This is a genomic window from Enterobacter cloacae complex sp. IR5428 (assembly GCF_049238585.1).
In the GTDB taxonomy this organism is placed as follows: Bacteria; Pseudomonadota; Gammaproteobacteria; order Enterobacterales; family Enterobacteriaceae; genus Enterobacter; species Enterobacter intestinihominis.
Map to the genome: position 1 here is coordinate 217,652 of NZ_JBMKHV010000005.1, position 12,527 is coordinate 230,178.

Sequence of the window (12,527 nt, forward strand, 5' to 3'; positions counted from 1 at the left end):
GCGATGACCGTTCAGTCCTCCTGCCATCTCCAGGATGGCCAATAATATCCCTGACCGAAGCGCGCGCCAGCCTGAAGCGCAAACTTACGATCCGTTTCTGTTTCAATGCCTTCTATGAGTACATTTTCAGCAATTTTTGAACAAAGCGTGACCAGGTTTGCCAGCGCTGGCGTTGCACGTAAACGCCAGAAAGCGATCTTATCGATTTTTATTCCGCTTAACGGCATGCGGCAGGATAAAAACGCGCGCCCTGACGCTTCATCAATGTCATCCAACCAGATCCGATGTCCTTGCGCCGTCAACTGCTGAAGCGCACAACTCACCCTCAGACGTGCCGGGTCTGAGAGAGAAAAGAAGGAAGCAGGCTCCACGAGTTCAATGTTCAGCGGTGGGCTGTTAAGTTGCAGTAAACGCTGGAACATTTCCGGTATGGTCAGAACGGTTATCGGCAAATTTATGAAAAGGTTGTCGCAGGGAAAGGGTTTTTTTAACGCAGCGATCTGTGCTTCCAGCAGCATAAGCGCCCGAGCAGCGGACCAGTCGTGAAAAAAGCCTTCGCTTTGTTGATGCGGTGACAGCACGCTGAGCACTTCAGCCCCTACCGTGCGCGAAGAGGAGAGGGCGACAATGGGTTCAAGCTTGATGCCTGTAATGTCGTGTGAGATGTGCTGCACGCACGAGGGGAAACCTGTCTGGTCTGACGCTGTCACTCCGTCGTCCTGTTCATTTCCAGCCTCCAGGCGGCCGGGATACCGCAGGACAGTGTGAAGGGGAAGTAAACAGGAAAACAGCAGGCGTTACTTAAAAGCGGCTAAGCCTTTTCGCAGCCCGTAAAAGAGGGATAAATGTTGAAAAAACAGCCGTATTTACAATCAGCTAGTCATTAACGGCAGAGAAGGTGGAAAAGGCATTGACTCACTACGCATTGACCGTATAATTCCAGGCGTTTCACCACCGCGAAGTACACTCTTCTCCGTGCGCCCTTAGCTCAGTTGGATAGAGCAACGGCCTTCTAAGCCGTAGGTCGTAGGTTCGAATCCTACAGGGCGTGCCATTAAATATCATGCACATACGCTAGTCTCAAACTGGCCTGATTTTCTCCATGCGTCGTATTTGTGTCATGATTGCCAAAAATGGCATCAATTTTCCGTGCGTGTTCGCTTAAGTGTTTCGGTGCCAGGTGAGCATATCGACGAACTATTTCGATACTTTCCCCGCCGCCCATTTCCTGAAGAACAGATAACGGGACGCCAGATTCAATTAACCAGCTCGCCCATGTATGTCTCAGGTCGTGGAATCGGAAATCTTCGATACCTGCACGACGACATGCTGCATTCCATGCGCTCTGGTCATCAACCCGCATTTTCCTCACTGATGGAGTTCTGCGAGTTGTATCGAGAATGACGCGTTAATTATCGATTCAAGCATGGCGCGCCTGAAACAGAAAAGGCCGGATGAGTATGGTCTTCTTTTTGACCATTATGTCAAAAATATCTCTAAGCGTGTGCTTGGGCGAAAGTTACGTCTGTCAGAGGGAATGATTCGCATTAAATTTCAGATGGCGGAAGCTTTTATTGATGGCTGCCCGGCGATGCTGGATATTCGGCTGGAGATGGATTATTGAACACCTTCAAGGGCCGGAAAAGGCCCTTATCTTTCCTCTTCAAGGTAACGGGTGGCCTGTGCGGAGATCATGGTTAAAAACTGCTTAGCTGTGATCCCCCATAACTCAGGGTGAAAGTCGAACTTATACAGTTCAAGAAACTCCATTTCTAAGTCTTTGCTTGTATTGATGAAATTTATGCAATCTGTGACTACGCCTCGGGCATACTCAGGCCCCTCGCATTTAAGGTATTCATCCATCACCTCCTCAATGGTTTCTCCGAAGAGGTCATAATCCTGATTGAAGTAGGTCGCTATAAGGTGATCCAGGTATCTATAAATCATCATTATCTCAGTATCGGGAAGGCGGTCAGAACGTAATATGGTTTATCGTTGTACATTTGAAGCTCAAGTACGACACGCATTTTATGAGACTTGATCACAGAGCCAGTGGCAGACTCAATTCCAAAACCGACCTCTTTTCCTGCAAAAAAGTCGATATTCAGTTTCGCTCCCGGTCTCGTTGTTTTGGCCCAATTGGTGATATAAGACGAATTGAACCTCAACGCCTGGGAAATTGCCTCCTCTGCTACGCGCCGATTATAGAAAGTGCTGCTACCGGATAACGTTGGTCGGTTAGCCAGACGGGTTCGCAGCTCCGCTTCACTTAGCCCCACATGGCGAGATAGTGTATGTCCCCCAGGTTTATATCCGGTCGCTGATTCATGTTCCATCAGTTTAATCCGACCAACACGAACAGAGGCAATACGTACAGCCCCCAAAGCAAGGCCAAAGGCTACGGGAACAGCAATATCGACAGTCAGGCCAATATTAAGCGCAGTCTTTTCATCAGCTCCAAGACGGCGAGCTGTATCAGTAGCTAACTGATACGCTGCTGTCCGTGTATCTCGACCCGTCAGAGTCTGGTCAATAGCAGCATTGAGGCTGTCGAGTCCATGCGCACCAACAACAATGCAGGCCGCTTTAGTCAGCGTCGTTGGGTCTGGCGCTGCGCACAAAATTGTCGCACCGGCCAGTTCAACGGTACTCATTGCTACACCGAGTCCGCCCAGCAACCGATTCTGCAGTGTCTCTGCTTCAGTTACTGTTTTATCAGACATTACGGCGGCCAGTTGTACCGGCGACATTACCACCTGTAATCCATCGCTCATATTGATACTCCGATTATCTTTCCGCCAATCATAAAAAATGTTAGTGCGTTACGCAAAAAGACTGGGCCAGCTTATTGTGGCTCAGGGGCAGCGGGGAGAGGAATATAACGAAAATCTCGGTCGCTATGTGGCCGCCGCGTTTATTGCAATGGAACGCCTTGATAGCGCCCCTGGCGTCAGAGTTGATGATGGACGTAGCGGGAATGGGATAACCGGTGACGGCGACCAAAGCTAACTTCTTGATTAAATGCCATGAGCGATCTGCAGCCTGAGAGACCAGCACCCGAGGGTTATCCTTTATCGTCCCGGCGATGGCTACAACTTCGTCTCGAACTGCGCGGGCTGATGCGTTTTTTTCGGCTACGTACTCAGCGGATGGAAGATTAAACCAATTTCCGGCTCCGTCCTGAATTTCGCGAAAGTAATTTCTGGACTCCATTGCTTCATGAAGGCGATCGTAGTCATCGGATGATGCACCGCCAGGTCGGCGATCTTTTCCGTTTACGTGCCATATGGCTTGCTTTTTCAATATTGTGTTTCTCAGTCGGTTAGAATGAGTATTTTGCATTTAAAGAAAATGACTCGTTAATTTTGGTTTTTGCAAAAAAGAATTTTATTCATATTGTTTGTATCGTGCAGGATGCAGAAGTAATGTCACGGTATCAATTAGCTTTAGGATTCATTTCTTTTCTAATAATCGGTGTTATTAGTGTCCGGAGCTAAATGACAGCTGTTAAACATAAAGCTTCGGTTTTTTACCGGAGCTTTTTTATATTTACTTAATGTGCACCGGTTCTAGGTAGCGATGAATCGATATCAACTTAAGAGCATGAGCGCAGCCACATCCTTAGATGTGGCAAAGAATTTACAGAGCCTTACATGCATGGGGCTTTTTTCCTCAAATTCCTGAGCGCAGGCTCTTCAGCTCTCTCTGGATCAGTACCTGTGAAAAATGCACGTCTTGCGCTGGCTGCCGCCCCGCTTTTCCTGGTCATGGCGGTAGATTATACCGGGCGGATGATGTCGTTCCTGGCTGATGATGTGCTGGTGGTCTGCTTTATTGCCGTCGCACTGCCGCTTATCCGCCAGAAAGAATAGCGCCCTTATCATGCGTCCTGCGGGGCGCATTATTAAGCACGTTGATCCCCGTCACCCGACGGAATAATTCCTTCTTTTATTAATATCAGGAGATTCCCATGTTTGAAAAAGCCCCCGACGTATGGGGATGGTTTTCTTTGTCTGTTACCTGGGTGAAGTCCAACTCCTATCTGTACTGGGGGAGCTTCACGGCCTTCCTGGCGGCACTGTGGTCAGGGCTCTGCGACAAACATGGCTGGTGCTCCTCGTTGTTTGGTGGGCTACTGGCGACCATCATCACCCTGAGTATTCTGGCGGTAATGAAAAAGACCGGGTTACACGAAGAGTGGATGCCCAGGTTGGGCTGATACCCCCAGCTTACTTGCCGGGGGAGAGCGCCATTAGTGCCCTGTAACGGCCGCGGCGGCGACCGGATGGTCAGCGTTAGCGACCACAGTTGCACGGGCGACGGGATGATAACTACCGTCTGTTGCGGCTGCGACGGCGACAGGGTGATCGGCAGATACCACCGCCGTGGTGCGGGCGACAGGATGGTTACCTTCACCGGTGGCCGCCGCAACGGCAACAGGATGATCGGCGGAGGCGACGGCAGTCGCACGGGCTACCGGATGATTTGCAAATGCAGAAAATGATGCCGCAGTGAAAGCCAGAGCGAGAATGACTTTTTTCATAATATAACTCCTGATGTTTTCCCTGTATGGACAGGGACCATTATATTAATAACGATGATTGGTACTTATTGAGAATTGTGCAATGGATATTGCTTCGTCTGAATCAAATACTCTGACAATGTATCTGGAAAACACGTTATTGATAATTGAAGTCAATATACCTTTCCAGTTTTAAATTGTTTATTTTTAAATTTATGGTCGTTTTGTGTAAAAATAAATTATTTGCCTGGTAAAGCATATTTAGCTAAAGGAGATGATTTTTCGCCGGGCAGAATAGTGTCACCTTCAATGAATAATAAAGGCTTAAAATGAAAAAATATTTACTCATCGCGTTGAGCTTTCTGGCTATAACCAGTCCGGCGAGTTACGCTGGCATCCGATCGCTGGTGGAGGATGGCACGGTTCTGCAGAGCCAAATTATTACGCATACCCGAGAAGGGTATCATCCGCTGCGTACCCTAACCGCGGGCACGATTGGTGGCGTAGTGGGTCACCAGTTCGGTAACGGCAAAGGGAAAACCGCCATGACGGTGGCCGGTGCAACAGCCGGGGCGGCGGCTTCTCATAACCGGCAGTCTTACGAATTGGCAGCACAGGAAGTGAAGTTACTTATCAAGACTCAATCCGGGCAGACTATTCAGGTGGTGCAGCACAATAATGGTTTGACATTTAACCCTGGCGACAAAGTTCGTATCATCACAACGGGTTCTAATACCACCGTGGAAAAATCATACTAAGCACATTATTATGATTACAAAAATGAAATACCGTGGTTTTCACGTCTGTTATAAAAATAACGATACACGATACCTGGAAATACTGGACGATATATTGTCCTGTAATGTAAAACGACTCAGCGTTCAGATGGTATTTAAAAGCCTTCCGCATACCCACGTCTCTTTACTGAATACCCCCTACGGACAGTTTGTATTAAAGATTTACTCCCCCAGGAAAAAAAGGATAGAAAAATTTTTTAAATCGTTTTTTACGCCCAACCCCAACGAAAATTTGATTGAGCGGATCGACTATGCTGGCAGGCAAGGTCATACCTTCCCGAATGATTTTTATCTCCTGGCTGAACGCCGGATTTTCAGATTCGCAAAAATCTCGCTCATGTTGTTTGAGTATGTCCCCGGTCCGGAGTTACGCGTTCTTCCCGCGATCACGCCGGACATAAAGCGTGAAATCCGACACAGTATGCAGAAAATGCACAATCTGAAAATCATTTCCGGGGATGCGCACGGCGGGAACTTCATCCTGAGTGAAAAAGGAATAAGGATCATCGATCTGTCCGGGAAGCGTTGTAACGCGAAAAGGATTGTTGAAGACAACGTGACGGCCAGCCTGCGCATTGGTATTCCCATTGAATCCCACCGGCGTTGGGAAAAACGCCTGATCGCAAAAAAAATCAGACGACACCATAAAATCGTCCAGAGGAAGTATCTGGCGCGTTCAAATACCGCTTAAACCCTTTATTCATGCAGGACAACAGCCTGTTATAAAAGAATTTTCCCTGGTATATGGCATTTTCGCCAATCCTCTACCATGCTCATTACACCTCACCGTTTCGCGTGGGGGCTTTTCGTAGTTGCTCATTAATCTTAAGGAAAAAGTTTATGAAAAAAACGACTGCTATTTTGTTGGGCACCGCGTTTCTGTTTACCACCAACGCCTTTGCGGCTGAAATGATGACAAAAAACGAATTCGAAAAAGTTGAGTCTCAGTACGAAAAAATCGGTACCGTGAGCACGGCTAACGAAGTCTCTGTCGACGATGCGAAAAAAGAGCTGGTCGAAAAGGCCGATAAAGAAGGTGCTGATGTACTGGTGCTGACTTCCGGTAATACAAACAACAAAATTCACGGCACCGCCGATATTTACAAGAAAAAATAATGCTTTAGCAACCACCCCTTTCTGGGGTGGTTGTGCGCCATACTTCTCCCCCACATCGTTTTTAGCCTCTTCTCGCGCAGTGCTCCTCGTTGACGCTTGATTATGTAAGCATAATGCGTATAGTTCTCATTTGCATTTCATTTGATAAATACTAAGGCCCGACAACGGGCCATTTTTGCGCGCACGTTAAGAGCTCATTATGAACAACACCACAATGCACAAAACGCTGCTGGCGATTGCCATCGGCGCGGTTACACACTCCGCCTTTGCGGCGGAAGAGAAAAAAGAGGACACCATCGTGGTCCAGTCCACGGCGGGGAGTGATTTCAAACCCGGCGGTGACCAGCTGCTTCCGGCCTTCCTCGACGGCCAGGTGGCTAACGGCGGACGTATGGGGATGCTCGGGCAGCAGAACGCCATGGACGTGCCGTTCAACATCATTAGCTACACCTCGAAGCTGGTGGAAGATCAGCAGGCGAAAACCATTGCTGACGTGGTCGCTAACGACGCGGGCGTGCAGTTCGTTCAGGGGTACGGCAACAGCGCGGAAACCTTCCGTATCCGCGGCCTGAAGTTTGACGGCGACGATATGACCTTTGGCGGATTGTCCGGCGTACTGCCGCGTCAGGTGGTGGATGCCCAGATGGTTGACCGCATCGAGATCTTCAAAGGGGCCAACTCCCTGATGAACGGCGCGGCCAGCTCGGGCGTGGGCGGGATGATCAACCTTGAGCCAAAACACGCGGGCGACATCCCGCAGGCGAAAGTGGGCGTCGACTACACCTCGGATTCCCAGATTGGCACCACGCTGGATGCGGGGCGTCGCTTTGGCGATAACGACCAGTTCGGCGCGCGGGTGAACCTTGTGCATCGTGAAGGCGAAACCGGCGTGCCGAACGACCGCCGCCGCACCACGCTGCTCTCCACCGGTCTGGATTACAAAGGTGACCGTTTCCGCACCTCGCTGGACCTGGGCTATCAGAAAAAAACCTTCCACGGCAGCCCGACCAGCGTCAACATCTCGGCGGTGGACTTCGTGCCTGAACCACCGAAGAACGATCGCAACTTCTCGCAGAAGTGGGCCTACAGCGATATCGAAAACGAATTCGGCATGTGGCGCAGCGAGTACGACATCACCGATAGCTGGACGGCCTATACCGGCCTCGGCGCACAGCACGCGCACGAAGAGGGGATCTACAGCGCCCCGAAGCTGATGGATAAAAGCGGTAATGCGACGGTCAGCCGCCTTGATACCAACCGCATCAGCGATTCCGTCAGCGGCATGGCGGGCATTCGCGGTAACTTCATGACCGGCTTCGTCTCGCACAAGGTGAATGTCGGGTATTCGGCGATGACCAAAAACGAAAAAATCGCGTGGAAAATGTCTGCCGCGGCGGATAACCCGACCACCAACATCTACCACAACACTGGCGTTGCTATGCCGGACAGCAGCAACTTCAGCGGCTCAGGCGGCAAATACAGCGATCCGCTGACCAGTGGGCGCACCCGCACGCAGGGCTGGCTGTTGAGCGATACCCTGGGCGTGCTGGACGACAAACTGCTGTTTACCGCAGGCGCACGCCATCAGAAAGTGGTGATTCGCGGGTACAACAAAATTACCGGTGCGGAAAACGACGCGGACGGTTTTGACGGTAGCCGCTGGATGCCAACCTACGGCGTGGTCTATAAGCCGTGGGAGGAAATTTCCCTCTACGCCAACCACACCGAGGCGTTACAGCCCGGTGAAACTGCGCCTCGCTCAGCAAACAACTACGGCCAGAGCACCGGTATCGTGCACTCTAAGCAGAACGAAGTGGGTGTAAAGGCGGACTTTGGCCGCGTGGGCGGCTCCCTGGCACTGTTTGAGATCAAAATGCCGTCGGCCATCCTCGACGACAGCGGCCACTACGGCCTGGACGCTGAACAGCGTAACCGTGGCGTGGAGCTGAACGTTTTCGGCGAGCCAATGCTTGGGATGCGTCTGAACGCCAGCGCCACCTGGCTTCAGGCCGAGCTGACCAAAACTAAAAACGGCGTGAACCAGGGGAACGACGCGATCGGTATTCCGAACTTCTACGCCGTGCTGGGCGCAGAATACGATATCAAGCCGATTGAGGGCCTGACGGCGACCGCGCGCGTTAACCACTCCGGCACGCAGTATGCCGATCTTGCGAACACCAAAAAGCTGGACAGCTACACCACGCTGGATCTGGGTATGCGCTATCGCTTCGCGGTGAACCACAATGAAAACCAGATGACCGTGCGAGCAGGCATCGACAACGTGACCAACGAGAACTACTGGTCAAGCGTGGATGATTCCGGTACTTACATCACTCAGGGCGAGCCGCGTACCTTTAAGGTCTCGGTTGGCTACGAGTTCTAAGCGTTCCACCTCGTTATCCGGGGCAGGGACGCCCCAATCCCTTCGTTGTTGTGTTATAAAATTGTAATAAAAGCTTCTTACACTGGTCGCCACATCCTTACCTCTTGGCCAATGACAGGAAGCCGCTATGGGCAGACCCCTCAAATCCGTATTTAAAAAAGAACATCGCGACGATATCAGTAACCGCAGCGCTAACCCGGTATTCTCCGAGGTGGCAGAGGTGTTCCTCTCCCGCCGCCGTTTTCTCCAGATGGGGGCCGTAGCGGGGGCCGCCGTATCATTCCCGTATCTGATCACACCCGAGAATGCGATTGCCGCGGTCTCAAAACCGTCCGCGCTGGCAAAAGCGGTTTCCCTGGGCTTTACCAGCATCGACGTCTCCACGGAAGATACGGTCAGGGTGCCGGAAGGTTATATTGCCCGCCCGTTCTATCGCTGGGGCGATCCGACAGGCATCAAAAACAACATGCCGGCGTTTAAACCGGACGCCAGCAATACCACAGACGAGCAGGCCGTGCAGGCGGGCATGCACCACGACGGCATGGCGTGGTTTAGCCTGCCGCAGGGGGGGCAAAGCCCGGAGCATGGCCTGCTGGCGCTGAACCATGAATACATCGACAACGGAATGCTGTTTACGGACGGTACGGCGAACTGGAGCCTCGACAAAGCCCGCAAGGGGCAGAACGCGATGGGCGTGTCGGTGGTGGAAGTGAAAAAAACGGGCAGCGGCTGGGAGGTGGTGCGTCCGTCTTCGTTCGCCCGCCGTATTACCGTCAATACGCCGATGCAGCTTACCGGCCCGGCGCGGCATCAGGACTTAATGAAAACCGCCGCCGATCCGCAGGGGGAACGCGTTCTGGGCACCATGCAGAACTGCGCCAACGGCCACACGCCGTGGGGGACCTATCTCACCTGCGAGGAGAACTGGTCGGACATATTTGTGAAAAAAGCCGATCTCAACCCGCTGGAAAAACGCTACGGCATTAGCGACAGCGATGAATCATACCGCTGGAACGAGGTGGATGAGCGGTTCAGCGTCGATAAAACCCCTAACGAACCCAACCGTTTCGGCTGGGTCGTGGAAATCGATCCCTACAACCCGACCTCCACCCCGCGCAAGCACACCGCGCTGGGCCGCTTCAAGCATGAGGGGGCAGCCGTCACGCTCGCCGCCGATAATCGCGTGGTGGTTTATATGGGTGACGACCAAAAGTTTGAGTACATCTATAAATTTGTTTCGGATAAAAAATACGATCCCGCGAACCGCGAAGCCAATATGCAGCTGCTGACGTCCGGCACGCTGTACGTCGCCAGGTTCAACGAAAACGGCAGCGGCGACTGGCTGCCGCTTGTCTTCGGGCAAAATGGCCTGGATAAAAGCAACGGTTTTGCAAGCCAGGGCGATCTGCTGATTAAAACCCGTCTGGCGGCCGACGTGGTGGGGGCAACGAAGATGGATCGCCCCGAGTGGATAGCCGTCGATCCGCACGCCAGCGGCAGCGTCTACTGTACGCTCACCAACAACAGCGATCGCGGTAAAGAGGGCAAGGCACCGGTCGACGCCGCTAACCCGCGCGCCAACAACGTGTACGGGCATATTATGCACTGGCTCGAAGAGGGGGCCGATCCTGCCGCCGCACGCTTTAAGTGGGATATTCTGGTCATGGCCGGGCGCACCGACGGCGACGATCCGAAGGCCAAAGGCTCGATGCAGGGCGCGGAATTTGGCAGCCCGGACGGCCTGTCGTTTGACCATCAGGGCGTCCTGTGGATCCAGACCGATGTCTCCTCCAGCACCATCAATAAGAAAGCGTACGAGGGGATGGGCAATAACCAAATGGTGGCTACCATTCTAGGCACCAACGAGTATCGCCGATTCCTGACCGGGCCGCGCGGGTGCGAAATCACCGGCATTGCATTTACGCCAGACAACCGGACGCTGTTTATCAACATTCAGCATCCGGGGGAGGGCGGGGATGATATTACCGACCCGGCCAACCCTCGCGCTGTTTCCAGCTGGCCAGACGCGAGCCCGAACGGGCGTCCGCGATCGTCAACGGTGGTGATCGTCAAAGCAGACGGCGGGATCATCGGGTCGTGACGTTTATCAGCCGGGCGCATGCGCTGGCCCGGCGTTAAGCTTGCTACCACCAGCATGAAGTGTTAAAACGTGCCCCTTCTAAAAAAGAGACAGGGGTAGGGCGTGAAAGACGCGTCATCCGCTTCAGGCCATGGTAGCGCTGAAGCTTCGTCGGATCAGAGTCCGACGCTGCAACGTGGTTTGCAAAATCGACATATTCAGTTAATTGCCCTTGGCGGCGCGATCGGTACCGGGCTGTTTCTCGGCATCGGCCCCGCCATTCAAATGGCTGGCCCGGCGGTTCTGCTGGGTTACGCTCTCGCGGGGATTATCGCCTTCCTGATCATGCGCCAGCTCGGCGAGATGGTTGTTGAAGAGCCGGTGTCCGGCTCCTTCGCGCATTTTGCCTATAAATACTGGGGTCCGTTCGCAGGCTTCCTCTCCGGTTGGAACTACTGGGTGATGTTTGTGCTGGTGGGCATGGCGGAGCTGACCGCCGCAGGCATCTATATGCAGTACTGGCTGCCGGATGTCCCGACGTGGATCTGGGCGGCGGCCTTCTTCATCATCATTAACGCCGTTAACCTTGTGAACGTGCGCCTGTATGGTGAGACCGAGTTTTGGTTTGCGCTGATCAAGGTGCTGGCGATTATCGGCATGATCGGCTTTGGCCTGTGGCTGCTGTTCTCCGGCCACGGCGGCGAGCGTGCATCGATCGACAACCTGTGGCAGCACGGCGGCTTCCTGGCGACCGGCTGGAAAGGGCTGATCCTCTCGCTGGCGGTCATTATGTTCTCCTTTGGCGGTCTGGAGCTGATAGGTATTACCGCTGCCGAAGCGCGCGATCCGCACAAAAGCATTCCGAAAGCGGTCAACCAGGTGGTGTACCGTATCCTGCTGTTCTATATCGGCTCGCTGGTGGTGCTGCTGGCGCTCTATCCGTGGGTGGAAGTAAAATCTGACAGCAGCCCGTTCGTGATGATCTTCCATGACCTGAACAGCAACGTGGTGGCTTCCGCGCTGAACTTCGTCATTCTGGTGGCGTCTTTGTCGGTGTACAACAGCGGGGTTTACTCCAACAGCCGCATGTTGTTTGGCCTCTCTGTACAGGGCAACGCGCCGAAGTTCCTTACCCGCGTCAGCCGTCGCGGCGTGCCGATCAATTCGCTGTTCCTTTCCGGCGCTATCACCTCGCTGGTGGTGCTGATCAACTATCTGCTGCCGAAAGAGGCGTTTGGCCTGCTGATGGCGCTGGTTGTCGCCACGCTGCTGCTGAACTGGATCATGATCTGCCTGGCGCACCTGCGTTTCCGCGCCGCGATGCGCCGCAAGGGGCGCGAGACGCAGTTCAAGGCGCTGCTCTATCCGGCGGGGAACTACATCTGTATCGCCTTCCTCGGCCTGATTCTGGTGCTGATGTGCACCATGGATGAGATGCGCCTGTCAGCGATGCTGCTGCCGGTGTGGGTGTTGTTCCTGTTTGTTGCCTTTAAACTCTCACGTAAAAAGTAGCGCGCTTTTCTCCCTCTCCCTGTGGGAGAGGGCCGGGGTGAGGGCACCAGACCGCACCAGACCGCACCACACTGCCCGCCTTCACGCCCGGCACCGCTGCGCTTACCGGGCCTACAT

Annotated in this window: 14 protein-coding genes, 1 tRNA gene and 1 pseudogene; 10 read left to right on the forward strand and 6 right to left on the reverse strand. The window is 53.1% G+C overall.

Translation table 11 applies throughout. The features are described from left to right. Nucleotides 1-11 precede the first annotated feature (11 nt). Nucleotides 12-674, reverse strand: coding sequence for an EAL domain-containing protein (locus ACOTXC_RS09300; protein WP_032670951.1), 663 nt, complete (start codon nucleotides 672-674; stop codon nucleotides 12-14). Between the two features lie 303 nt (nucleotides 675-977). On the opposite strand from ACOTXC_RS09300, the gene ACOTXC_RS09305 reads away from it, so the two are divergent. Further along, nucleotides 978-1,054, forward strand: a tRNA-Arg gene (locus ACOTXC_RS09305). Here ACOTXC_RS09305 and ACOTXC_RS09310 read toward each other — a convergent pair. Beyond that, a pseudogene (locus tag ACOTXC_RS09310) lies at nucleotides 1,055-1,381 on the reverse strand (tyrosine-type recombinase/integrase); the annotation flags it as partial. It lies immediately after the preceding tRNA gene. Between the two features lie 12 nt (nucleotides 1,382-1,393). Between ACOTXC_RS09310 and ACOTXC_RS09315 the strand changes: the two are divergent. Further along, nucleotides 1,394-1,624 (forward strand): antiterminator Q family protein, encoded by a 231-nt coding sequence (locus tag ACOTXC_RS09315; RefSeq protein WP_370967635.1) that lies wholly within the window; start codon nucleotides 1,394-1,396, stop codon nucleotides 1,622-1,624. Nucleotides 1,625-1,650: 26 nt separating this feature from the next. On the opposite strand, the gene ACOTXC_RS09320 is transcribed toward ACOTXC_RS09315, so the two are convergent. From ACOTXC_RS09320 to ACOTXC_RS09330, 3 genes are read right to left on the reverse strand one after another with little or no spacing between them, the layout of a single operon-like run. After that, on the reverse strand, nucleotides 1,651-1,950 hold the full coding sequence (locus ACOTXC_RS09320; protein WP_032624716.1) for a contact-dependent growth inhibition system immunity protein: 300 nt from the start codon (nucleotides 1,948-1,950) through the stop codon (nucleotides 1,651-1,653). Then, nucleotides 1,950-2,774, reverse strand: coding sequence for an RNase A-like domain-containing protein (locus ACOTXC_RS09325; protein ID WP_032624715.1), 825 nt, complete (start codon nucleotides 2,772-2,774; stop codon nucleotides 1,950-1,952). Before ACOTXC_RS09325 ends, ACOTXC_RS09320 begins: the two co-directional genes overlap by 1 nt. Nucleotides 2,775-2,814: 40 nt before the next feature. Beyond that, nucleotides 2,815-3,303 (reverse strand): hypothetical protein, encoded by a 489-nt coding sequence (locus ACOTXC_RS09330; RefSeq protein WP_050595067.1) that lies wholly within the window; start codon nucleotides 3,301-3,303, stop codon nucleotides 2,815-2,817. Between the two features lie 416 nt (nucleotides 3,304-3,719). On the opposite strand from ACOTXC_RS09330, the gene ACOTXC_RS09335 reads away from it, so the two are divergent. Both ACOTXC_RS09335 and ACOTXC_RS09340 read left to right on the forward strand, forming a co-directional pair. Beyond that, nucleotides 3,720-3,872, forward strand: a complete 153-nt coding sequence (locus ACOTXC_RS09335) for a DUF3927 family protein (RefSeq protein WP_074172116.1) — start codon at nucleotides 3,720-3,722, stop codon at nucleotides 3,870-3,872. Between the two features lie 137 nt (nucleotides 3,873-4,009). Continuing rightward, nucleotides 4,010-4,219, forward strand: a complete 210-nt coding sequence (locus ACOTXC_RS09340; protein ID WP_421767581.1) for a hypothetical protein — start codon at nucleotides 4,010-4,012, stop codon at nucleotides 4,217-4,219. 33 nt (nucleotides 4,220-4,252) lie between these two features. On the opposite strand, the gene ACOTXC_RS09345 is transcribed toward ACOTXC_RS09340, so the two are convergent. Beyond that, on the reverse strand, nucleotides 4,253-4,543 hold the full coding sequence (locus ACOTXC_RS09345; RefSeq protein ID WP_022647314.1) for a hypothetical protein: 291 nt from the start codon (nucleotides 4,541-4,543) through the stop codon (nucleotides 4,253-4,255). Nucleotides 4,544-4,851: 308 nt separating this feature from the next. Here ACOTXC_RS09345 and ACOTXC_RS09350 point away from each other — a divergent pair, with 308 nt between their 5' ends. The 6 genes from ACOTXC_RS09350 to pheP all read left to right on the forward strand — a co-directional run bounded on the left by ACOTXC_RS09350 (nucleotide 4,852) and on the right by pheP (nucleotide 12,410). Next, nucleotides 4,852-5,280, forward strand: a complete 429-nt coding sequence (locus ACOTXC_RS09350; RefSeq protein WP_045621279.1) for a glycine zipper 2TM domain-containing protein — start codon at nucleotides 4,852-4,854, stop codon at nucleotides 5,278-5,280. 10 nt (nucleotides 5,281-5,290) lie between these two features. Beyond that, a complete protein-coding gene (locus tag ACOTXC_RS09355; protein ID WP_023305620.1) occupies nucleotides 5,291-6,010 on the forward strand; it encodes a lipopolysaccharide core heptose(II) kinase RfaY in 720 nt (239 codons plus the stop codon). A gap of 149 nt (nucleotides 6,011-6,159) precedes the next feature. Beyond that, on the forward strand, nucleotides 6,160-6,435 hold the full coding sequence (gene yahO, locus ACOTXC_RS09360; RefSeq protein ID WP_022647318.1) for a DUF1471 family periplasmic protein YahO: 276 nt from the start codon (nucleotides 6,160-6,162) through the stop codon (nucleotides 6,433-6,435). Between the two features lie 199 nt (nucleotides 6,436-6,634). After that, nucleotides 6,635-8,818 (forward strand): TonB-dependent receptor, encoded by a 2,184-nt coding sequence (locus ACOTXC_RS09365; RefSeq protein WP_302215550.1) that lies wholly within the window; start codon nucleotides 6,635-6,637, stop codon nucleotides 8,816-8,818. A gap of 127 nt (nucleotides 8,819-8,945) precedes the next feature. Further along, nucleotides 8,946-10,919 (forward strand): PhoX family protein, encoded by a 1,974-nt coding sequence (locus ACOTXC_RS09370; RefSeq protein WP_421767582.1) that lies wholly within the window; start codon nucleotides 8,946-8,948, stop codon nucleotides 10,917-10,919. 102 nt (nucleotides 10,920-11,021) lie between these two features. Then, nucleotides 11,022-12,410, forward strand: a complete 1,389-nt coding sequence (pheP, locus tag ACOTXC_RS09375; protein ID WP_353416869.1) for a phenylalanine transporter — start codon at nucleotides 11,022-11,024, stop codon at nucleotides 12,408-12,410. The last annotated feature ends 117 nt before the right edge of the window (nucleotides 12,411-12,527 follow it).

Bases quoted from the DNA above. Each gene is read 5' to 3' on its own strand.
- ACOTXC_RS09370 (WP_421767582.1), top strand. From the start codon at position 8,946: ATGGGCAGACCCCTCAAATCCGTATTTAAAAAAGAACATCGCGACGAT.
- yahO (WP_022647318.1), top strand. From the start codon at position 6,160: ATGAAAAAAACGACTGCTATTTTGTTGGGCACCGCGTTTCTGTTTACC.
- ACOTXC_RS09355 (WP_023305620.1), top strand. From the start codon at position 5,291: ATGATTACAAAAATGAAATACCGTGGTTTTCACGTCTGTTATAAAAAT.
- ACOTXC_RS09350 (WP_045621279.1), top strand. From the start codon at position 4,852: ATGAAAAAATATTTACTCATCGCGTTGAGCTTTCTGGCTATAACCAGT.
- ACOTXC_RS09345 (WP_022647314.1), bottom strand. From the start codon at position 4,543: ATGAAAAAAGTCATTCTCGCTCTGGCTTTCACTGCGGCATCATTTTCT.
- ACOTXC_RS09365 (WP_302215550.1), top strand. From the start codon at position 6,635: ATGAACAACACCACAATGCACAAAACGCTGCTGGCGATTGCCATCGGC.
- ACOTXC_RS09320 (WP_032624716.1), bottom strand. From the start codon at position 1,950: ATGATGATTTATAGATACCTGGATCACCTTATAGCGACCTACTTCAAT.
- ACOTXC_RS09325 (WP_032624715.1), bottom strand. From the start codon at position 2,774: ATGAGCGATGGATTACAGGTGGTAATGTCGCCGGTACAACTGGCCGCC.